Raw genomic sequence first — 21,606 nt, 5'->3', positions numbered from 1 at the left:
TCGATCCTTTTGCCGTTTTTTTTAGTGCAATTGTCCAGTATTCTAATGGTTAATGAAACAGTAAAAACCATGAACTTGTCTATACAAGAAAAAGAATAGCGGATGGAAAACGTTTGCATTGCCCGTCCATTCACGGTAAAATAGAATCGTCAGGAACATGTATATACAAGTTGAGGAGGAGAAAAAATGGTGGATTTCAACAAAGATGCAAAAGATTTGCTGGAGTATATCGGAGGGCCCGATAATATTTCTGCCGTCAGTCACTGTGCCACTCGGATGCGTTTCGTTCTGAATGACCCTGCTGCCGCCAACATCAAGAAAATCGAAGACATACCCGCAGTCAAAGGAACCTTCACGCAAGCTGGACAATTTCAGGTCATCATCGGTAATGAAGTGCCACAATTCTATAATGCATTCGCGAAGGTATCAGGCAAAGAGGGTGTTTCGAAGGATGAGGCAAAAGCTGCAGCAAAGCAGAACCAAAATGTAGTGCAGCGTGCCATGGCTGTGCTGGCGGAAATCTTTACGCCGCTGATTCCGGCGATCGTAGTAGGGGGTCTTATCCTCGGATTTCGGAATGTGATTGAAGGGATCAATTTCGCCAACGGCACAATCGTTTCCAATTCCCAGTTCTGGACAGGCGTCAATGATTTTCTTTGGCTGATCGGTGAGGCGATTTTCCACTTCTTGCCAGTCGGTATCACTTGGAGCATCACGAAAAAGATGGGCACTACGCAGATTCTGGGTATCGTTCTCGGGATTACATTGGTATCACCGCAATTATTGAATGCTTATGGTGTCGCTGGTGCAACAGAGATTCCGTTCTGGGATTTCGGTGCTTTCACGATCAACAAGATCGGCTATCAAGCACAAGTCATTCCCGCCATGTTGGCTGGGTTTGTGCTGGCCTATCTGGAGATTTGGCTGCGTAAATGGGTTCCGCAATATATTTCGATGATTGTGGTCCCATTGTTGGCCCTGGTTCCTACTGTCATCATCGCGCATACGGTGCTGGGCCCTATCGGTTGGACGATCGGACAATGGGTTTCCGAAGTCGTCTATGCCGGATTGACTGGGGACTTCAGATGGTTGTTCGGTCTGTTCTTCGGTACGCTGTATTCTCCGCTTGTCATCACAGGGCTTCATCATATGTCCAATGCCATCGACCTGCAGCTGATTGCTGATTTCGGCGGCACGAACCTGTGGCCGATGATCGCCCTTTCGAATATCGCACAAGGCTCGGCCGTGCTGGCAATCATCTTCCTGCACAGAGGCAATGAAAAAGAGGAACAAGTTTCCATCCCTGCTGCCATTTCCTGCTACTTGGGCGTAACCGAGCCGGCCATGTTCGGGATCAACATCAAATACATCTATCCGTTCGTTGCAGCCATGATTGGATCCGGAATCGCCGGATTGGTGGCTACGACCTTCAACGTCATGGCGAACAGTATCGGAGTAGGTGGGATTCCAGGTTTCTTGAGTATCCAGACCGATTCGATGGCAATGTTCATCGTATGTATGGCCATCGCGATTGTCGTGCCGTTCCTGTTGACGGTTTTGTTCGAAAAGAAACAACTTTTCGCTCCTAAAGGCGAAGTCGAGGACGCACCGGTTATCCAAACGCAAAAATAAAAAGTGAATTACTGAAGACAAAAAGCTGTGACTGAAGCTTTTTGCCTTCAGTCATAGTAAGAAGACAGGGGGCTTTACAATGAAAGACTTTCAAAAAAAAGTGATCTATCAGCTTTATCCAAAATCATTCAAGGATTCCGATGGCAATGGTATCGGTGATCTCCAAGGGATCATCAGCAAAGTGCCCTATTTGGCGGAGTTAGGCATCGATATGATTTGGATGAATCCGATCTTCGTATCCCCGCAAATGGACAATGGATACGACATCACTGATTATTATGCCATCGATCCTGTTTTCGGCACGATGGCGGATTTTGAAGAACTGATCGGCAAGCTGAAGCAGCATGGCATCGAAATTATGTTCGACATGGTGTTCAATCATACATCGACCACACATGAGTGGTTCCGGAAAGCGTTGGCCGGGGACAAAGAGTACCAGGATTATTACATCATCCGCGATCCGAAAGAAGACGGCAGCCTGCCGACCAACTGGAGTTCGAAATTCGGCGGCGAGGCGTGGGCGCCATTCGGGGACACCGGCAAGTACTACCTGCATCTGTTTGATGTCACGCAAGCGGATCTGAACTGGCGCAACCCGAAAGTGCGCGAGGAACTGCAGAAAGTCGTCAATTTCTGGTTGGAAAAGGGCATCAAGGGCTTCCGCTTCGATGTGTTGAACCTGATAGGCAAAGATGTCGCGCTGGTCGACAGTGAAGGAAGCAACGAAAAGAGCCTCTACACGGATCGACCGATCGTCCATGAGTACATCCGTGAGTTGAACCAAGCATCGTTCGGGACGCTGGAGGATATCATCACGGTCGGCGAGATGTCCTCGACCACTGTCGAAAATGGTATTCTTTATTCGAATCCGGACAGAAACGAACTCTCGATGATTTTCAGTTTCCACCATCTGAAAGTTGATTACAAAGATGGTGAAAAATGGACGGATCAGCCATTCGATTTTCTTGAACTGAAGCGAATTCTGAATGAGTGGCAGGCAGGGATGTCGGACGGAAACGGATGGAACGCACTGTTCTGGAACAATCATGATCAACCGCGAGCCAACAGCCGATTCGGTGATCCGGAGCGGTATCCTTTCGAGACAGCCTCCATGCTGGCGCAAACAATCCATCTCTTGCGGGGAACGCCTTACATCTATCAAGGCGAGGAAATCGGCATGACGAATCCGGATTATGATGACATCAGCAGTTATCGGGATATCGAATCGCACAATGCCTACCGCGAGCTGAAACTTGCCGGATTGACGCATCAGGAGGCAATGCGGATCATCAAACAAAAATCCCGCGACAACAGCCGGACGCCGATGCAATGGGACAGCAGCCGGCACGCAGGCTTCACGACCGGCGAACCATGGCTGCAGGTCGCGGCCAATTATCCAGAAGTAAACGTCGAAAAAGAATGCGCTGAGGGCCAAATTTTCCGTTACTACCAGGAGTTGATCCGTATCCGCAAAGAGCATGCAGTCATTGCGGATGGTTCCTACGAGGGTATCCTGTTGGACGATTCGGAAGTGTTCGCCTATATCCGGGAGAACGAGGAAGAAAAAGTGTTGGTTCTGAATCATTTCTATGCCGGTGAGTACACAATCAGCGTACCGGAAGAATGGGCAAGCAAGGCCAGCAGTTTCTTGGTCGGCAATTATGGGGAAAGGCAGCTTGCGTCTTCCTTCACGCTGAACCCGTACGAAACCATCGCTTTCAGGATAATCAAATAAGCACAAAAGAAATGGTCGTCTCACTAGAGATGGCCATTTTTTGGTGCCCTGCTCCGGTAAGACGCATGCTCACAGGAGAAAACCGGCAACTATCGATGTGAACGCCGACGAAGCGGCGCTCATAGGAGCTGGCAAGAAAAATGTTGGCCGGCATCTGGCGAGGCCTCCTATTACCGGAGCAGAACGGTGATAGGAGACGATGAAGGATGATTACACAGAAAGTTACCGGCTAACGCCAAAAATACCGGGCGGCCTCAAAAATGGGGCCGCTCGGTATTTTTGTTGTTTGGCAATCGCTCCTGCACTTCACAGTAGTTCAGGAAAGGGTGCGTTTTTCGCCGTCAAGATCGATGATCGGCTGGATGTCCTGCACATATTCAAGGGTTCCCATGTAGCTGCCGTCGTCATCCCTGACGGCGCGATAGGTTACCAGGATGAATTTACCCATCGCGCGGAACCACATCGATTCGCTTTCTTTGGCGCCTGATTTCAAGTCAGCGAGCAGTTTTGTGACAATCGGCAAACTCTTCGGTGGATGGCAATTCAGCACATCTCGGCCGATTGCACTGCTTGTGCGCTTGAAGAACTTTTCTTCGCCGTTGTCGTTGTAGTAGCGCACGATATTGTCGGCATCGACGAAAGTCAATTCCAAAGGGATATTATTCAGCATCTTTTCCAACTGGTGCGGCGTCAGATGTCCGGTTTGGAAATTTATGTATGCATTTTCTTCAGTTATAAATGTTTCATGTGAAACATTTTCTGGGAGGGTCCGTTCCGGCACCCATTTTGCTTCCGGTTTTACGATGCAGTAGCCGATTTCATCAGACTCCTGGGCGATCTGTAGCCAATGGTCCTCGTTGAAGATGTCGATAATCATCGGCAAGAGGATATCTTCCTCTTTTGTGATCATTTCCGTCATTTCGTATTTCAGGTCGGAGAATGCTTTCGGGATCGCATCGAAGTCCTCGTTCTGCAACAGTGTTCGGAATTCCTTGAACATGCTGCGAATTTCATCATCGACACCCCACATGACTTTCGGTGGGGCTGTGATGCCTTTGTTTTCCATAATCGGGAAGATGGCGTATTCTTTGCGGGCATAGTGCTTATCGAATTCGCCGAGCAAATTCAATTGGTTTTGGATACCTTTTTTGATTTCCGGCTCTTTTGTTTCAAGATAGACAGCCAGTAATTTGCTGATTTTTTCCAGCGTATTTTCGATGGCTAAGTTTTCGAGTTTCATAACTTGGATTGGATGGCCGGCATGCTGCTGTTCTGTTGAAGTGGTGTAGACCGCTTCGATGGATCCGCCGAAGAGCGAGGCGTGCACGTTGCAAAGGCGCTGGATGTCTTCGGCGTCAATCCCTTTGCCCATCAGGCCTTGCTCCATGACGGAAATTTCGTAGGCACTGACGCCCGTGAAATGTTTCTTGAAGTCGGCTTGCACCGCATCCCAGTCCTCCCCTCTATGCAAACGCAGGATGAGGCTCTGCAGAATGTCTTGGCGCTCCTGGAATTCCGTTGAACCCATGCGGGCAATTCCACCGGTTGGAGCAGAGGGCTCTTCGGATTCGCTTGGGGCAACCGTTACGGCTGATATTGCCAATTCCTTCACGCTGAATCCGTTTTTCGCCAGCGTTTCAACGAATAGTTCCTCCGGCACATCATTGCGCTTGAGGGCTTTCCCTATAGTCATGATGCGGCCGGCGGTGTTCAGCATTTTGTCGCTGCGCAATGGTTCGAAGCCTAGGCTGATGATGAGCTCCCTGATTTCAGGGTACTGCTTTACCAGAATGTAGACGGTATCGTTCAAACTGATTTCCTTCATATTTTTTCCACCTCTATTTAAAATTTGTGAAATGTTTCTTTTAGTTTCGTGCTGGCTTCATTATACTTGAAAGGAGCTGCTCAGTGCCACAGCATTCGTGCACGGCAGCAATAGTTAGGGTAATGCCTTAGAAAGCGGTTGTGATATAATGAAGATAACTAAGGCAGAAGGTGGGAAAAAAATATGAGAAAGAAAGTTCCGAATCTGATGGTAGCGTTAGTGGTGCCCCTATTAGCTTCTTGCAGTCTCTTTGGAGGATCCGATTCCTCATCCGATTCTTCGGCTGCCAGCAGTGTATCTTCTTCCGTGTCCAGTTCAACAGACAGCGGCTCGGCTTCCTCGTCCTCTTCCGAAAATGTAGAAGCAGTGACAATCGAAGCTTATTATCCGTTCAGCGCATCCGTATTCACTAAATATTTGGGCGAGGGGAATGAGTATGCTTCCTTCACGGTCTATCCGCAATACATCGAGGGTAACCGGATGCAAATCACTTCCAACAACGGTGGCACGCAGGTTGTGACGGTATTGGAACTGGCTGACGGGGAACTCAGAGAAGTATTCACGCGTCCGGAAACCTACTTCAGGGAAAATATGCTTGAAAAAACAGCAAGCGGCGATGCGGCAAACCAGTTGGATATTCTGTTGAAGGAGCCTTTGGAAGTCGGGAACAGTTGGGTGAATGCGAGCGGAGTCCCTTCCGAAATCACGAATCTGACGGCACAGATCGAAACACCAATGGGTAATTTTGAAGCGCTTGAAGTGACGACGACTTATGAAGCTTCGACTACCAAGGATTACTATGTGAAAGATATGGGTTTGGTGAAACGGGTGACGGACCTTGGGGATGACATGGTTGTCTCTTCCAGTCTGGAAGCCCGCAACGAGGACGTTCCGGAAACGCAACAGTTGCGCGTTTTTTATCCGGACAGCGAGCTGATGGGATTGAATGCAACAAGCATCGCTTTATCTTATACGACCAATGATATTACCCGCACCATTCTGGCGGAAGCGCTGAAGAATGTTCCGGATGCTCCGGGGGGAAGTCTGATTGGGCCGAATGTCTCCATCAACAGCTTGTCCTTGAGTGACGATGGGCGTGTCTATGTGGACTTCTCGCAGGAATTTGTTTCTGAAATGAATGCCGGAACATCAGCGGAATCATTGATTTTGCAGGGAGTCGTCAATACGATCGGGGAATATTACGGAGTCCAGGAAGTCTACCTTACGGTGGCCGGAAACCCTTACGAATCAGGGCATATCCTGATGGCTGAAGGTGCCTATTTTACTGTTGATTATACGGAAGTCAATGAATGAACAGTCCCTGCACAACCAAAAAAGATGAGGCCATGCCGGCTTCATCTTTTTTCTAATTTGTAGCATGTTATTAACTAAAAAGCGCATCACCATGGGTGTTTTATAGGTTTGCACAACGTTTTATGCATCTAAAATGATGGCTAGCGGTCCAAGCCTGCCTCTCGGAAATTAGATAAATCTGACCCATTGCGCTCTGCGATGCTCATTTGCATGGGAGTCTTAGGGATTCATCCCTTAGACTCCCAGTACAAGGTGACCGCAGGGAACGTTGCGAGGCCAGATTTCCTAAATTTCTTTCGAGGCAAAGTGGGCTTGTCCCGCTTTTCTTTTATAGGCTGTGTTTTCTGCGGGCGAATTCGACGAAGCGGAAGCGATCCAAACGATGGCGAGACTCGGTGTACTGGAAAAGGCGAGTATCCTCCAGATAGACTTCGCTCTTTACGACAACAATATGCGTGTCATCTTTTAAATTCATCAGTTTGTGATCTTCCCGTGTCGCAGGCTCCACAACGAATTCCTTTTTGGCATAAGCGATATTCAGACCAAGTTCATTCTCCAAATACGCATAAATGGAATTTTCAGCAGCTTCGGAAGGGATTTGTTCGACGATATCATGGAAGAGATAGTCTTTGTCCATGATGACAACTTCCCCGGCAATCTTGCGAAGCCGGACAAGGGAAATTACTTCGCGGCCTGGATCTACCTTCAAATTTTCTGCAAGGAACTCCGGAAGCGTCTCTAGTTTATTTTTGATGACGATTGTTTCATTTGGGATTTGTTGGGAGTCTTGAAGCTCTTTAAAACTGGTAAGCCCGGAAACAGGGAAATTGAAGCGTCTGATGTCAAGTACAATGGAACCTTTGCCTTGTTTCTTTTGGATATAGCCACCTTCCAGCAACAGGGCCAAAGCCTTTCTGATTGTTTCCCGCGAAACGTGATAGTGGTCCGAAAGTGTTTTTTCGCTGGGCAACAGAGATCCTGTTTCGAATTCAGCATGTTCGATTTTTTTTCTCAAATCCATATAGATATCAAAGAATTTATTCATAATCATCACTCCTTCTGTAAGTGGATGGGTTTATTGGAAATAAAATAAATAAGTTGAAATAATCGTGTTTAATAATATTATTCCCGTTTATTCTATATTATAACCACGGAAATAAAAAGAGAATCAGCATTATTTTAATTTGTAAGGGTTTGCATATCATTATTTTATCATATTGTTGCCATTTATGGTGAAAAATTTTCACTTTTTTAATGTGAAATGAGGTCATTATTTCTTCTCTTTTGAAAAAAAATAGATTATTTCCGAACGAACGGTCCTTCAGTATCTAAAATTGTTTGGAATAATTACAGGTGATGTGCTATATTAAAAATGAAAAATCGATAATGGGGGAAAATGGATGAATACGGTTGTTTCTGTCGTAATGGGTAGTACTTCTGACTGGGAAACTATGAAAGAAGCTTGCATAATACTGGATGAATTCGGTATCGCTTATGAAAAGAAAGTCGTTTCGGCACACCGGACGCCTGATCTGATGTTCACTTTTGCGGAACAAGCACGGGCTGCGGGAACGAAAGTCATCATTGCCGGCGCGGGCGGCGCAGCGCACCTTCCGGGCATGATTGCCGCGAAAACGACGCTTCCGGTCATCGGTGTTCCGGTCCAATCGCGCGCTTTGAGCGGAATGGATTCTTTGTTGTCCATCGTCCAGATGCCCGGTGGTGTTCCGGTTGCGACGGTAGCGATCGGCAAAGCAGGGGCAATCAATGCCGGTCTGCTGGCCGTGCAGATCCTTTCAATCGAAAATCAGGATTTGGCCGATCAATTGGAAAAGAGACGGGAAGATTTAAAACAAAAAGTATTGGAAAGTAGTGAAGATCTTGTATAAAATACTGAAACCGAACGACGTGATCGGCATCATCGGCGGGGGACAATTAGGACGTATGCTGGCACAGTCCGCAAAGAGGATGGGATTCACCGTCGGAATTTTGGATCCGGGAGAAAATTGCCCGGCAGCCCAAGTTGCGGATTGGCACATCCAGGCGGCATACGCTGACGCGGTGGCTTTGCGCGAATTGGCCGAAAAATCCGATGTCGTGACATTCGAATTTGAGAACATCGATGCAGTAGCGCTGCAGGAAGTGGAAACACTGTCCAGCATTCCGCAAGGCAGCGGAATTTTGACGATCACGCAGGACCGCATCAAGGAGAAGGAATTCCTTCAATCCGCCGGTGTATCGATTGCGCAATTCGCGGTAGTGGAAAATGCGGAACAATTGGATGCGGCCATCGCTAAAATCGGTTATCCGAGTGTTTTAAAAACGACCCGTTTCGGGTATGATGGTAAGGGACAGGTTGTCCTGAAATCGGAAGCGGACAAAGCGGAAGCCATGAAACTGGCAACGGACAGCATCTGCGTTTTGGAGGCTTGGGTTCCGTTCACGAAAGAACTTTCGGTCATGATCGTACGCAATCAAAAAGGTGAAGCGACGGTGTTCCCGGTCTCCGAAAATATCCACATCAACAATATTCTGCACGAATCGATTGTGCCGGCCCGCGTCACGCCTGCGGTAGCCGAAAAAGCCAACAAGGCGGCCCACCAAATCGCCGACGCGCTGCAGTTGGTAGGTACGCTGGGCATCGAAATGTTCCTGGCTGCGGATGATACGATCTTCATCAATGAGTTGGCGCCGCGTCCGCATAATTCTGGCCATTACACAATCGAGGCAATGAACGTTTCCCAATTTGATGCCCATATCCAAGCAGTCGCCGGATTGCCGATGCCGACAGCGCGTCAATTGTCGCCTGCCATCATGGTCAATATCCTGGGACAGCATATGGAAGGCACAATCGCGCTGCGGGAAGAAAAAGCGGATTGGTCTTTCCATTACTACGGCAAAGCGGAATCGCGCACAGACAGAAAAATGGGTCATATCACCATTTTGACAGATGATCAAGAAGCAACCTTAACAGAAATAGACAATACCCGAATCTGGAACGGAGGAACAATTTAAAATGCTTACACGTTATACACGCCCTGAGATGGCCGAGGTTTGGTCCGAATACAATCGTTACAAATGCTGGCTGGAGGTCGAAATCCTGGCTGATGAAGCTTGGGCAGCCCTAGGTGAGATCCCTGCGGAAGACGTTGCTAAAATCCGCGCGAATGCAACTTTTGATATCGACCGTATCCTTGAAATCGAAAAAGAGACCAGACATGATGTAGTGGCGTTCACACGCGCCGTTTCCGAATCTTTGGGAGAAGAAAGAAAATGGGTCCACTATGGCCTTACGAGTACCGATGTGGTCGATACTGCCTACGGTTACCAATTAAAGCAAGCTAATGATATCCTGCGCAAGGATCTGCAGAATATGCTGGAAATCATCGGCAACAAGGCAAAAGAACACAAAAAGACTGTCTGCATGGGTCGTACGCATGGTGTACATGCAGAACCTACGACATTCGGCTTGAAACTGGCTACGATGTATTCAGAAATGAAACGCAACATCGAGCGTTTTGAACACGCAGCAAAAGGTGTTGAAGCCGGAAAAATCAGCGGTGCAGTAGGCACTTTCGCAAACATCCCGCCATTCGTGGAGGAGTATGTCTGTGAAAAATTAGGTATAAGACCGCAAGAGATTTCGACGCAGGTTCTTCCGCGCGATCTGCATGCCGAATATATGGCAACGATCGCTTTGATCGCGACAAGCATCGAGCGTTTCGCAACTGAAATACGTGGACTGCAAAAATCGGAAACCCGCGAAGTGGAAGAATTCTTCGCGAAAGGCCAAAAAGGTTCTTCCGCTATGCCGCACAAGCGCAACCCGATCGGTTCCGAAAATATGGTTGGCCTTGCCCGCGTCATCCGCGGTTACATGGTAACTGCTTACGAGAATGTAGGCTTATGGCATGAACGCGACATTTCCCACTCTTCAGCGGAACGCATCATCCTTCCTGACGCAACGACATTGTTGAACTATCAGTTGAACCGTTTTGGGAACATCATCAAGAACTTGACTGTGTTCCCTGAGAATATGCTCCGCAACATGAATGCCACGTTCGGATTGATCTATAGCCAACGCGTTCTGTTGAAATTGATCGACAAAGGTATGAGCCGTGAAGAAGCTTATGACTTGGTACAGCCGAAGACTGCCCTTTCATGGGATAATCAGACCGATTTCCGTCCATTGGTGGAAGCGGACGAAGCGATCATGGCAAAATTAACGAAAGAAGACATCGAGGATGCCTTCAACTATAACTATCACTTGAGTCACGTCGACGAAGTATTCGCAAGACTTGGTTTAGGAGACTAATGGAAAGGCTGGGACTACGGTTCCGGCCTTTTTCTGTTCATCGGATGACTGAAAGGCACTGAGGAAAAACCGGGATTTATTTCATTTTTCATGAAAATGCCATTGACAAGTAGAGGGCAGATGATACAATATAAACGAATGAATAAGGCGTTTGTATAAATTAATGTTCGGTTTTGGAAAGGGACGGGGAAGATGGAAAGAAAAGAATTGCTTTATACTGGGAAAGCTAAAAAGATGTATGCTACAGATCAGGAGAATGTTCTTTGGGCCGAGTACCTAAATCAAGCTACGGCATTAAACGGCATAAAAAAGGATACTATCGAGGGGAAAGGCAGACTCAATAACCAGATCACCGGCCGCATCTTCGAGTATCTGGCTGAAAAGGGTATCGCGAGCCATTACATCCAAGAACTATCAGAAACCGAACAATCAGTGAAAAGAGTCAATATGTTCCCATTGGAAGTGGTTGTCCGCAATGTAGCCGCTGGAAGCTTCGCGAAACGTTTCGGCATGGAGGAAGGCATCGACTTGCCGTTCCCTGTTTTGGAATTCTACTACAAAGACGACGCGCTCAATGATCCTTTCATCAATGATGCCCATGTACAAGTCCTTGGAGCAGCGACTGAAGAAGAAGTTGCCGAAATCAAGCAGCAAGCGCTGAAGATCAATGCAGCCTTGATCGAGATGTTCAAGGCAATCGGCATCCGCCTGATCGATTTCAAAATCGAATTCGGCAAGACAGCTGAGGGAGAAATCATCCTGGCTGATGAAATTTCACCGGATACATGCCGCCTTTGGGATCTCGAAACGAATGAACATTTGGACAAAGACATCTACCGCCGTGACTTGGGAGATCTGATTCCGGTCTACGTGGAAGTGCTGGACCGCCTGAACAAAATGTAAGCCAACCGGAACAAAACCAACTAAAAAAAAACAAAAAATAAAAAAACAAAAGCGAGGAATTTGGACATGTATAAAGTAACCGTGTATGTAACGTATAAAGACTCAGTATTGGATCCGCAAGGGGAAGCCGTGAAGGGTGCCGTCCACCGTATGGGTTACCCGACGATCGAAGATATCCGCATCGGGAAATATTTCGAAATCCAAGTTTCCAAAGATGAAGAGAACGTTGAACAAGTCATCGAAGAGATCTGCGACAAATTGCTGGCGAACGTGGTCATGGAAACTTACCGTTATGAAATCCAGGAGGTTGAAGCTTAATGAAATTCGCTGTCATCGTTTTTCCTGGCTCGAACTGTGATTTAGATATGTATGCAGCCATCAAAGATATTCTTGGAGAAGATGCAGAGTATGTGCAACATTATGAAACAAGCCTTGAAGGTTTCGATGCTGTCCTATTGCCCGGCGGATTCACATATGGCGATTACTTGCGTACAGGTGCGATTGCCCGCTTTGCGAACATCATGAGCGAAGTCGTCCGTTTCGCTGAAGAAGGCAAGCCTGTATTCGGCACTTGCAACGGATTCCAGATTTTGGCTGAAGCCGGTTTATTGCCTGGTGCTTTGCGCCGCAATGATACTTTGAAGTTCGTCTGCAAACCGCAGGATCTCAAAGTCGTGAATGCTGATACGCAATTCACTTCCCTCTATAAAGAAGACGAAATCATCTCTGTTCCGATCGCGCACGGTGAAGGAAACTACTTCTGCGATGCAGAGACTTTGGCTGACCTGAAAGCCAACAATCAAATCGTATTCACTTATGCTAATGGTAACCCGAACGGCAGCATCGAAGACATCGCCGGCATCATCAACAAAAAAGGCAATGTCCTCGGCATGATGCCTCACCCGGAGCGTGCTGTCGAAGCTTTGCTGGGATCGGCTGACGGCCTGCGCCTGTTCCAATCCATGGTTGAAAATTATAAGAAGGAGCTGAACAAATAATGGCATTTTTAGAACCAACGCCAGAACAAGTAAAAGAATCCAAAATTTATCGTGAATGGGGTCTGACAGACGAAGAGTACGGCACAATCTGCGATAAAATTTTGCATCGTTTGCCGAATTATACTGAAACTGGCCTGTTTGCCGTTATGTGGAGCGAACACTGTTCTTATAAAAATTCAAAACCAGTCCTGAGAAAATTCCCTACTACCGGCCCGCAAGTGTTGCAAGGACCTGGCGAAGGCGCTGGTATCGTGGATATCGGCGACGGCCAAGCTGTCGTTTTCAAAGCGGAAAGCCACAACCACCCATCAGCTGTCGAGCCTTATGAAGGTGCAGCTACCGGTGTCGGCGGAATTATCCGTGACATCTTCAGCATGGGAGCACGCCCAATTGCGATCCTTGACTCTTTGCGTTTCGGAGAATTGGACAATGAGCGTACGAAACACATCTTCGAAGAAGTCGTTGCCGGTATCAGCGGTTACGGCAACTGTATCGGTATTCCGACTGTCGGCGGAGAAACGGTCTTCGACCCTTGCTACAAAGGCAATCCGTTGGTCAACGCAATGTGCGTCGGTTTGATCGATCAAAAAGATATGCAAAAAGGCCAAGCTGCCGGAGTCGGCAACTCGATCATGTACGTGGGCGCAAAAACAGGCCGCGATGGCATCCATGGCGCCACTTTCGCTTCCGAAGAATTCAAGGAAGAGGAAGAAGCGCAACGTTCAGCTGTCCAAGTGGGCGATCCATTCATGGAAAAATTATTGATGGAAGCTTGTTTGGAATGCATTTATGATTACTCCGACGCTTTGATCGGTATCCAGGACATGGGTGCTGCCGGTTTAGTCTCTTCCAGCTCGGAAATGGCTTCAAAAGCAGGCAGCGGCTTGCTTTTGAACCTTGACGATGTTCCGCAGCGCGAAACAGAAATGACACCTTACGAAATGATGCTTTCCGAGTCACAGGAGCGTATGCTGTTGTGCATCAAGAAGGGCGAAGAGCAACGCATCGTCGACCTGTTCAAAAAATATGAATTGGATGCAGTCGTGATCGGTGAAGTTACCGATGATGGCATGTACCGTCTATCCCATGCAGGCAAAGTGGTCGCTGAACTTCCGGTTGATGCTTTGGCTGAAGATGCACCGGTCTACTACAAGCCGACTGCAGTACCTGCCCGCATCGCTGCATTCGCAGCTATGGAAGACTATAAGCCAGTCTTCACATCAGCGCAGGATACCTTAGTGGCTTTATTGCAACAAGCGACGCTGGCTTCCAAGAAGAGCGTCTATGATACCTATGATTCCATGGTCCGCACCAGCACGGTTGTAGGCCCAGGAAGCGATGCTGCAGTTGTCCGCGTCCGCGGCACCAAAAAAGCGATCGCAATGACAACGGACTGCAACGGCCGTTACCTGTATTTGAACCCGGAAATCGGCGGACAGATCGCTGTCGCTGAAGCTGCCCGCAATATCGTTGCCAGCGGCGGAAAACCATTGGCAATCACAGACTGCTTGAACTACGGAAATCCTGATAAACCAGAAATTTTCTGGGAATTAAGCACTTCCGCGGACGGTATCTCTGAAGCTTGCCGCCAATTGGATACGCCTGTCATCTCAGGTAACGTGTCCCTTTACAATGAAACCGACGGCGTGGCCGTTTATCCGACACCGATGATCGGTATGGTTGGTCTGATCGAGGATCTTGCACACATCACTACGCAAGCTTTCAAAGCTGCAGGCGACCATATCATTCTGATCGGCGAAACCAAAGCAGATTTCAACGGTTCCGAACTGCAAAAAATGGAATTGGGCAAAATCGAAGGCAAACTGATGGACTTTGACTTGGCTGTCGAAAAAGAAAACCAAGCGAACGTCCTGAAAGCAATCAAAGCGGGTCTGATCGCAAGCGCGCATGACCTATCAGAAGGCGGCTTGGCGGTCGGCTTGATGGAGAGCGTCTTTGACACCGGCTTAGGCTTCGACGTAACGGTTGCCATGGACAAAACGTTGTTGTTCAGCGAAACGCAATCACGCTTCATCCTGACCGTAAAACCTGAAAATGTTGCCGCTGTGGAAGCAATCTTCGGATCAGCTGCTGCGCAAATCGGAACCGTGACTGCTGATGCTGTCGCAAAAATCGCTGCCGCGAACGAAACAATCACTTTGGATGTGAAAGAAGTACAAACGAAATGGGAGGAGGCTATTCCATGCTTGCTGAAACAAAAAGCTTAAACGAAGAATGTGGCGTATTCGGCATTTGGGGAGACGACAATGCCAGCCAGTTGACTTACTTCGGTTTGCACAGCTTGCAGCACCGTGGACAAGAGGGTGCAGGGATAGTTTCATGTGATGAAGGAAAACTGTTGGTTCACCGTAATCTTGGTCTGATCAGCGAAGTGTTCAAGGACGAAGCGGATCTGCAAAGATTGACAGGGAACCGTGCCATCGGGCATGTGCGTTACTCGACTTCCGGACAGAACAGCATCGAGAATGTGCAGCCGTTTTTGTACCATTTCTATGATATGGACATCGCCATTTGCCACAACGGCAACTTGGTGAATGCCAAATCATTGCGACGCAATCTTGAGGAAAACGGCGCCATCTTCCATTCGACTTCGGATACGGAAGTTCTGATGCATCTGATCAGACGCAGCCAGAAAGACAGCCTGATCGAAAAGATCAAAGAGAGCCTGAATCAGGTTAAAGGCGGCTTCACTTATATCCTTTTGACCGAAGAGAAAATGTTCGGTGCCGTCGATCCGAATTCATTCCGTCCGCTTGTCATCGGCCAATTGCCGAATGGCGCGTATGTGATGGCCAGCGAAACGTGTGCCATCGATACGATCGGCGCGGATTTTGTCCGCAACGTCAATGCCGGCGAACTGGCGATCATTGACGACAACGGCTTGACGATCGAAAAATATACCGACGATACAACCATCTCCATCGCTGCGATGGAGTATATCTACTTCGCGCGTCCGGATTCCAATATTGCCGGCGTGAATGTGCATACTGCACGCAAGCGGATGGGAACGCGTTTGGCCATCGAAGCACCTGCAGTGACAGCCGATATCGTTATCGGTGTGCCCAACTCTTCCTTGTCCGCAGCGAGCGGATTTGCGGAAGAAAGCGGAACGCCTTACGAAATGGGCCTGATCAAGAACCAATATGTCGGACGTACGTTCATCCAACCGACGCAGGAACTGCGCGAATTGGGCGTAAAAATGAAGTTGTCCGCCGTAAAAGGGGTTGTCCAAGGCAAGAGCGTCGTCATGGTGGATGATTCGATCGTGCGCGGGACGACCAGCAAACGCATCGTGACGTTATTGAAAGAAGCGGGAGCCAAAGAAGTGCATGTCCGCATCTCTTCCCCACCTTTGATCTACCCGAGTTTTTACGGCATCGACATCAGCAAGTCAGCTGAACTGATCGCCGCTAAAATGACCGTTGATGAAATTTGTGCATACATCGGTGCGGACAGCTTGGCTTTCCTTAGCCAAGAGGGTCTGATCGATTCAATCGGTTTGAAATTTGATATGCCGTATTCAGGCTTATGCATGGACAGCTTCAACGGGGATTATCCGACTGGGCTACACGACTATGAAGCGGATTACGTGAACAATATGACAGCTATTCAAAAAGAGAATCTAAAGGGAGGGCAAGCTTGATGGAAAACGCATATGCAAAAGCGGGTGTGGATGTCACAGCCGGTTATGAAACAGTCAGCCGCATCAAGAAGCACATCGACCGCACAAAACGTCCAGGCGTTTTTGGCGAAGTCGGCGGATTCGGCGGAAACTTTGACCTTTCTGAATTGAATTATAAAAAACCTGTACTTGTATCGGGTACGGATGGTGTCGGCACGAAGCTGATGCTGGCCATTGAAGCCGGAAAATTCGATACGATCGGGATCGATTGTGTCGCAATGTGCGTCAACGATGTCGTAGCGCAAGGTGCAGAACCTCTTTATTTCTTGGATTATGTAGCTGTCGGTAAAAACCGTCCGGAAAAATTGGAGCAGATCGTTGCTGGCGTAGCTGAAGGCTGCGTCCAAGCCGGAGCTGCCCTGATCGGCGGAGAAACAGCTGAAATGCCCGATATGTACGATCCGGAAGATTTCGATCTGGCCGGATTTACGGTAGGCATTGCGGAAAAAGATGCTTTGTTGACACCTGCCTTGATCAAAGAAGGCGATGTGTTGGTTGGTTTGCCTTCATCAGGCATCCATTCGAACGGCTACTCCTTGGTGCGCAAAATCTTCTTCAAGGACAATGACTACAAATTGGCCGACAAGGTCGAAGGCATCGAAGACCAAGAATTGGGCGATGTTTTATTGACGCCTACAAGAATCTACGTGAATGCTTTATTGCCGTTGATCAAAAAACAACTGCTGCACGGCGTTGCCCACATCACAGGCGGCGGCTTTGTCGAAAACGTGCCGCGTATGCTTCCTGAGAACGTCCAAGCGGAAATCCAATTAGGCAGCTGGCCTGTCTTGCCGATCTTCCAAGTGATGGAAAAAATCGGCAACATTCCGGCTCTTGAAATGTACGAAATCTTCAACATGGGCATCGGTATGGTGTTGGCGGTCGCTCCCGAAAACTTGACGGAAGTGCTCGGCGTTCTAACCGAGAACGATGAAAAAGCCTACGTGATCGGATCCGTGGCTGCAAAAACATCAGAAAAAGAGGTTATCCTGAAAGAGGCTCAAGCATGAGGATAGCTGTCTTTGCTTCAGGAAACGGCTCGAATTTTCAAGCCATCGCCGAAGCCATCGCGTCAGGCGAAGTGGATGCGACGATCGCTTTCCTGTTCTGCGACAAGCCGAAAGCATATGCGATCGAGCGCGCCAAACAACACAATATCCCGGTGATTTCCTTTACGCCGAAAGGATTCACGGATCGAGTCGCCTACGAAAATGAAATTTTGAAGCATCTGGCTGAAGAAAATGTCGACTTGGTTGTCTTGGCCGGCTATATGCGGATTGTCGGACCGACTTTGCTATCGGCCTACGCCGACCGCATCGTCAATATCCACCCGTCCTTGCTGCCGGATTTCCCGGGTCGGCATGGCATCCAGGATGCCTTCGAAGCAGGCGTTCTGGAGACCGGCGTCACCGTCCATTTCGTCGATGAGGGGGTCGATACCGGCCCGATCATCGCCCAAGAAAAAGTGGCGATCCTTCCGGAGGATACGCTGGAGACTTTGGAGACCCGTATCCATCAAGTGGAGCACCGGATTTTCCCACAAGTGATCCAACAACTGGCACAAAAGAATAAAGGCTAAGAAAAGCTGAACGGGTTCGTTCAGCCCTGAAAGAAATTTAGGAAATCTGTCCACGCAACGTTCCCTACGGTCACCTTGTACTGGGGCTCTAAGGGATGAATCCCTAAGAGTCCCATGCAACTGAGCATCGTAGAGCGCAATATGCTGAGAGACTTCCTGCGTCAGCAGGTTAGTCGAATAGTATCCTTGGCTCGCAGAGACAAGGGGTTCCTTTATCCTTTCCGAAGGGCTAACCCGTGAAGCTAGCCATCATTATTAGGTGCATGAAACATTTTGCAAATGTGTGGAACACCTACGGTGATGCGCTTTTATGTTGAAAACAATTTTATAAATTCCTATAGGCTAACAAAATGGATGAGGACTCCGCGCTTGCGGAAGTCCTTCCTTTTGTTAAAACCGCATGAATCCATCATAAATTTAAGGAGTGACACACAGTGACAAGAGCATTGATCAGTGTTTCAGATAAAACAGGCGTAGTAGCATTTGCGCAGGCATTAGCAGCAAAAGGAATCGAAATCATCTCAACTGGCGGAACGAAGAAAGCTTTGGAAGAGGCTGGCGTACCGACTATTTCCGTAGAGGATGTAACCGGCTTTCCTGAAATGATGGACGGCCGCGTAAAAACGTTGCACCCACTGATCCATGGCGGACTTTTGGGCAGACGTGATCTTGCGGACCATATGCAAGCCATGAAAGATCACAATATCGCACCGATTGATTTTGTTGTCGTCAACCTGTACCCATTCAAGGAAACCATCAGCAAAAACGATGTGACTTTGGCTGATGCCATCGAAAACATCGACATCGGCGGCCCAAGCATGCTCCGCAGCGCGGCTAAGAACTACGCGAGCGTAACTGTTTTGACCGATCCGATCGACTATGAAAAAGTCCTTGCCGAATTGGAAGCTGCCGGCGAAACGACTTTCGAAACACGCCAAGCTTTGGCTGCAAAAGTGTTCCGTCATACAGCCAGCTACGATGCTTTGATCGCCCAATACTTGACCAATGTGGTCGGCGAAACCGAACCTGAAAAATTGACAGTGACTTATGATCTGAAACAAAGCCTGCGTTACGGAGAAAACGGCCACCAAACAGCGACTTTCTACCAAGAACCATTGGCTGTACCGTTCTCGATCGCGAGCGCGGTCCAATTGCACGGAAAAGAATTGTCCTACAACAACATCAAAGATGCTGATGCAGCTATCCGTATCGCACGCGAATTCGACGAGCCCGCTGTAGTTGCCGTCAAGCATATGAATCCATGCGGCGTCGGTATCGCAGACGACATCGATGCAGCCTTCGATCGTTGCTATGCAGCTGATCCTGTCTCCATCTTCGGCGGCATCGTGGTTGCGAACCGTCCTTTGGATGTGGCGACTGCCGAAAAACTGAACAGCATGTTCCTGGAAATCGTTTTGGCGCCAAGTTATACAGAAGCGGCTCTAGCCATTCTGTCCAAGAAGAAAAATGTCCGCATCATGACTTTGGATTTCTCGGCTGCAAAAGCAGGCGGAAAAGAATTCGTCTCCGTATTGGGCGGCATGCTGGAACAGACGCAGGACATCAACACAGAAGACGTACCGGCTAATTGGGAAGTCTTGACCGAACGTCAACCGACTGAAGACGAAATGAAAGCAATGGATTTCGCCTGGAAAGTCGTGAAACACGTGAAGAGCAATGCCATCGTATTGGCAAACAGCAAACAGACAGTCGGCATCGGCGCAGGCCAGATGAACCGTGTCGGATCCGTCAAAATTGCCATCGAGCAAGCCGAAGCGGCCAACGCCATCGAAGGCGCTGTATTGGCGAGTGATGCCTTCTTCCCGATGAACGACAGCGTAGAGTATGCTGCCAAACACGGCATCAAAGCGATCGTTCAACCAGGCGGCAGCATCAAGGACCAAGATTCGATCGAAATGGCAAACAAATACGGCATCACGATGCTGAAAACAAGCGTAAGACACTTCAGACACTAAGATGAGATGAAATCCGTTTAGACCCTGAGCACTAAGAGGACAAACGCAAAGCGGACGCTTTTTGTCCGTGTGCGTTTGTCAACTTAGGCGGAGGGGTCTGGATTTCAGAACTCGATTAAAACAAGATGTGATGAATCCCATGGTAGAAATCGAGCACTAAGAAGGCAACTGCAAAGCGGGCGCTTTTTGCCCGTGTGCAGTTGACAGCTTAGGCGGAGATTTCTGGGATTCAGAACTCGATTAATAGGCAATATCAAGCTTCATATAAAAGGTTGGAGGATCTCAAAGATGAAACTTCTTGTAATCGGCAGTGGCGGACGCGAGCATGCCATCGCTAAAAAATTAATGCAAAGCCCGTTGGTGGAGACTATTTACTGCGCCAAAGGCAACCCAGGGATGGCCCAGGACGGCATCACGTTAGTAGACATTGCGGAAAACGATCACCAAGGATTGATCCAATTCGTCAAAGACAACAACATCGCTTGGACTTTCGTCGGACCGGAAATCCCTTTGTTTGAAGGGGTTACGGATGCATTTGAAGCGGCTGGCCTGAAAGTCTTCGGACCCAGCAAAAAAGCGGCCGACTTGGAATGCTCCAAGCAATTCGCAAAAGACCTGATGAAAAAATACGGCATCCCGACTGCAGCCTATGAGACATTCGAAGACTATGAGGCAGCTGTTGCTTATGTGGAAGCCAATGGTGTTCCGATCGTCATCAAGGCGGACGGTCTGGCGGCCGGCAAAGGCGTCGTTGTCGCGATGACGATGACGGAGGCTCTGAATGCACTGAACGACATGCTCCTGCAAGGCAAATATGCAGCCGGCAAACCGAAAGTCGTCATCGAAGAGTACCTTGAAGGGGAAGAATTCTCGTTGTTCGCGTTGGCGAATGGTGCGAAGTATTACTATTCAGGCGTCGCACAGGACCACAAGCGGGCTTACGACGGCGACAAAGGACCGAATACGGGCGGCATGGGCGCTTATTCGCCTGTACCGCAAGTATCCGAAGCTATGATTCAAGAAGTGCTGGATACGGTCGTAAAACCGACTGTAGAGGCGATGGTTGCTGAAGGCATCCCATTCAAGGGAGTTGTCTATGCCGGCTTGATGATCACCGCCAAAGGGCTGCGCGTCATCGAATTCAATGCCCGTTTCGGCGATCCGGAAACACAGGTCATCATGAATCAGATGGCATCCGATTTGGCGCAAGTCATCGATGACATCCTGAACGGAAAAGATCCGGTCATCGAAATGTACACCGATCGTTACACTTTGGGTGTCGTTGTTGCCGCTGAAGGCTATCCGGAAGCGCCGATGAAAGATATCCCATTGCCTGATCTGGATAAGGAAAATGCGGATTGCATCGTCTATGCAGCAGGCGTGAAGGCTGGCGAACAAGGACTATTGTCAAACGGCGGTCGTATCCTGTTGATCGCTGGCCAAGGCGAAACGCTCCAAGCCGCGCAAGACAAAGCCTACCGTTACCTGAGTGCAAATCCGATTGCGCACACGTTCTACCGTTCCGATATCGGAGCAAAAGCGATCCGTTTTACCGAAAAATAGCAAGTGAGAGGGAGGCTTCGGGTCTCCCTCTTTGTATTTCTGTCCGGAAAAGTTATACTGAAT

At 48.6% G+C, this 21,606-nt stretch carries 17 protein-coding genes; 15 read left to right on the top strand and 2 right to left on the bottom strand.

Features of this window, described 5'->3' with window-relative positions; genetic code table 11:
* Nucleotides 1–186 precede the first annotated feature (186 nt).
* Complete coding sequence (gene treP, locus BMZ71_RS06270; protein WP_086988986.1) at nucleotides 187–1,632, top strand: PTS system trehalose-specific EIIBC component; 1,446 nt, start codon at nucleotides 187–189, stop codon at nucleotides 1,630–1,632.
* A 79-nt stretch (nucleotides 1,633–1,711) separates the two neighbouring features.
* Nucleotides 1,712–3,367, top strand: a complete 1,656-nt coding sequence (gene treC / locus BMZ71_RS06265; RefSeq protein WP_086988985.1) for an alpha,alpha-phosphotrehalase — start codon at nucleotides 1,712–1,714, stop codon at nucleotides 3,365–3,367.
* A gap of 316 nt (nucleotides 3,368–3,683) precedes the next feature.
* Here the strand turns inward: treC and BMZ71_RS06260 are convergent, their stop codons facing one another.
* Entirely contained in the window at nucleotides 3,684–5,192 is a 1,509-nt protein-coding gene (locus BMZ71_RS06260; protein ID WP_086988984.1) for a DUF438 domain-containing protein, read from the bottom strand.
* 183 nt (nucleotides 5,193–5,375) lie between these two features.
* On the opposite strand from BMZ71_RS06260, the gene BMZ71_RS06255 reads away from it, so the two are divergent.
* Nucleotides 5,376–6,506 (top strand): GerMN domain-containing protein, encoded by a 1,131-nt coding sequence (locus BMZ71_RS06255; protein ID WP_086988983.1) that lies wholly within the window; start codon nucleotides 5,376–5,378, stop codon nucleotides 6,504–6,506.
* Nucleotides 6,507–6,834: 328 nt separating this feature from the next.
* Here BMZ71_RS06255 and treR read toward each other — a convergent pair whose 3' ends face one another.
* A complete protein-coding gene (gene treR / locus BMZ71_RS06250; RefSeq protein WP_086988982.1) occupies nucleotides 6,835–7,551 on the bottom strand; it encodes a trehalose operon repressor in 717 nt (238 codons plus the stop codon).
* A 355-nt stretch (nucleotides 7,552–7,906) separates the two neighbouring features.
* Between treR and purE the strand changes: the two genes are divergently transcribed.
* The 12 genes from purE (at nucleotide 7,907) to purD (ending at nucleotide 21,543) form a co-directional block, all read left to right on the top strand.
* Nucleotides 7,907–8,395: a 5-(carboxyamino)imidazole ribonucleotide mutase gene (purE, locus tag BMZ71_RS06245; protein WP_086988981.1), complete on the top strand. Its 489-nt coding sequence runs from the start codon at nucleotides 7,907–7,909 to the stop codon at nucleotides 8,393–8,395.
* A complete protein-coding gene (gene purK, locus BMZ71_RS06240; RefSeq protein ID WP_370684635.1) occupies nucleotides 8,388–9,521 on the top strand; it encodes a 5-(carboxyamino)imidazole ribonucleotide synthase in 1,134 nt (377 codons plus the stop codon). Before purE ends, purK begins: the two co-directional genes overlap by 8 nt.
* A gap of 1 nt (nucleotide 9,522) precedes the next feature.
* Nucleotides 9,523–10,821 carry an adenylosuccinate lyase gene (purB, locus tag BMZ71_RS06235; protein WP_086988979.1) on the top strand — a complete coding sequence of 433 codons (1,299 nt, stop codon included), beginning with the start codon at nucleotides 9,523–9,525 and terminating at the stop codon, nucleotides 10,819–10,821.
* 192 nt (nucleotides 10,822–11,013) lie between these two features.
* A complete protein-coding gene (gene purC, locus BMZ71_RS06230; protein WP_068562114.1) occupies nucleotides 11,014–11,724 on the top strand; it encodes a phosphoribosylaminoimidazolesuccinocarboxamide synthase in 711 nt (236 codons plus the stop codon).
* Nucleotides 11,725–11,790: 66 nt separating this feature from the next.
* Nucleotides 11,791–12,042, top strand: a complete 252-nt coding sequence (purS, locus tag BMZ71_RS06225; protein WP_068562113.1) for a phosphoribosylformylglycinamidine synthase subunit PurS — start codon at nucleotides 11,791–11,793, stop codon at nucleotides 12,040–12,042.
* Entirely contained in the window at nucleotides 12,042–12,722 is a 681-nt protein-coding gene (purQ, locus tag BMZ71_RS06220) for a phosphoribosylformylglycinamidine synthase subunit PurQ (protein WP_086988978.1), read from the top strand. Before purS ends, purQ begins: the two co-directional genes overlap by 1 nt.
* Nucleotides 12,722–14,950: a phosphoribosylformylglycinamidine synthase subunit PurL gene (gene purL / locus BMZ71_RS06215; RefSeq protein ID WP_086988977.1), complete on the top strand. Its 2,229-nt coding sequence runs from the start codon at nucleotides 12,722–12,724 to the stop codon at nucleotides 14,948–14,950. Before purQ ends, purL begins: the two co-directional genes overlap by 1 nt.
* Entirely contained in the window at nucleotides 14,926–16,386 is a 1,461-nt protein-coding gene (purF, locus tag BMZ71_RS06210; RefSeq protein ID WP_086988976.1) for an amidophosphoribosyltransferase, read from the top strand. Before purL ends, purF begins: the two co-directional genes overlap by 25 nt.
* Complete coding sequence (gene purM / locus BMZ71_RS06205; RefSeq protein ID WP_086988975.1) at nucleotides 16,386–17,435, top strand: phosphoribosylformylglycinamidine cyclo-ligase; 1,050 nt, start codon at nucleotides 16,386–16,388, stop codon at nucleotides 17,433–17,435. The genes purF and purM overlap by 1 nt, the downstream gene beginning before the upstream one ends.
* Nucleotides 17,432–18,004, top strand: coding sequence for a phosphoribosylglycinamide formyltransferase (purN, locus tag BMZ71_RS06200; RefSeq protein WP_086988974.1), 573 nt, complete (start codon nucleotides 17,432–17,434; stop codon nucleotides 18,002–18,004). Before purM ends, purN begins: the two co-directional genes overlap by 4 nt.
* Nucleotides 18,005–18,438: 434 nt before the next feature.
* Nucleotides 18,439–19,980: a bifunctional phosphoribosylaminoimidazolecarboxamide formyltransferase/IMP cyclohydrolase gene (gene purH, locus BMZ71_RS06195; protein ID WP_086988973.1), complete on the top strand. Its 1,542-nt coding sequence runs from the start codon at nucleotides 18,439–18,441 to the stop codon at nucleotides 19,978–19,980.
* A gap of 288 nt (nucleotides 19,981–20,268) precedes the next feature.
* On the top strand, nucleotides 20,269–21,543 hold the full coding sequence (gene purD, locus BMZ71_RS06190) for a phosphoribosylamine--glycine ligase (RefSeq protein ID WP_086988972.1): 1,275 nt from the start codon (nucleotides 20,269–20,271) through the stop codon (nucleotides 21,541–21,543).
* Nucleotides 21,544–21,606: the final 63 nt, after the last annotated feature.

The organism is Trichococcus flocculiformis (assembly GCF_900113645.1).
Taxonomy (GTDB): domain Bacteria; phylum Bacillota; class Bacilli; order Lactobacillales; family Aerococcaceae; genus Trichococcus; species Trichococcus flocculiformis.
Note: the sequence above shows the minus strand (reverse complement) of the source record. Positions and strands in the feature narration are given on the sequence as shown.

Excerpts from the sequence above, each read along its gene's own strand:
- purS (WP_068562113.1), top strand. The coding sequence starts at position 11,791 with ATGTATAAAGTAACCGTGTATGTAACGTATAAAGACTCAGTATTGGAT.
- purQ (WP_086988978.1), top strand. The coding sequence starts at position 12,042 with ATGAAATTCGCTGTCATCGTTTTTCCTGGCTCGAACTGTGATTTAGAT.
- purL (WP_086988977.1), top strand. The coding sequence starts at position 12,722 with ATGGCATTTTTAGAACCAACGCCAGAACAAGTAAAAGAATCCAAAATT.
- purN (WP_086988974.1), top strand. The coding sequence starts at position 17,432 with ATGAGGATAGCTGTCTTTGCTTCAGGAAACGGCTCGAATTTTCAAGCC.
- purD (WP_086988972.1), top strand. The coding sequence starts at position 20,269 with ATGAAACTTCTTGTAATCGGCAGTGGCGGACGCGAGCATGCCATCGCT.
- treP (WP_086988986.1), top strand. The coding sequence starts at position 187 with ATGGTGGATTTCAACAAAGATGCAAAAGATTTGCTGGAGTATATCGGA.
- purM (WP_086988975.1), top strand. The coding sequence starts at position 16,386 with ATGGAAAACGCATATGCAAAAGCGGGTGTGGATGTCACAGCCGGTTAT.
- BMZ71_RS06255 (WP_086988983.1), top strand. The coding sequence starts at position 5,376 with ATGAGAAAGAAAGTTCCGAATCTGATGGTAGCGTTAGTGGTGCCCCTA.
- purC (WP_068562114.1), top strand. The coding sequence starts at position 11,014 with ATGGAAAGAAAAGAATTGCTTTATACTGGGAAAGCTAAAAAGATGTAT.
- BMZ71_RS06260 (WP_086988984.1), bottom strand. The coding sequence starts at position 5,192 with ATGAAGGAAATCAGTTTGAACGATACCGTCTACATTCTGGTAAAGCAG.
- purE (WP_086988981.1), top strand. The coding sequence starts at position 7,907 with ATGAATACGGTTGTTTCTGTCGTAATGGGTAGTACTTCTGACTGGGAA.
- treC (WP_086988985.1), top strand. The coding sequence starts at position 1,712 with ATGAAAGACTTTCAAAAAAAAGTGATCTATCAGCTTTATCCAAAATCA.
- purB (WP_086988979.1), top strand. The coding sequence starts at position 9,523 with ATGCTTACACGTTATACACGCCCTGAGATGGCCGAGGTTTGGTCCGAA.
- purF (WP_086988976.1), top strand. The coding sequence starts at position 14,926 with ATGCTTGCTGAAACAAAAAGCTTAAACGAAGAATGTGGCGTATTCGGC.
- treR (WP_086988982.1), bottom strand. The coding sequence starts at position 7,551 with ATGAATAAATTCTTTGATATCTATATGGATTTGAGAAAAAAAATCGAA.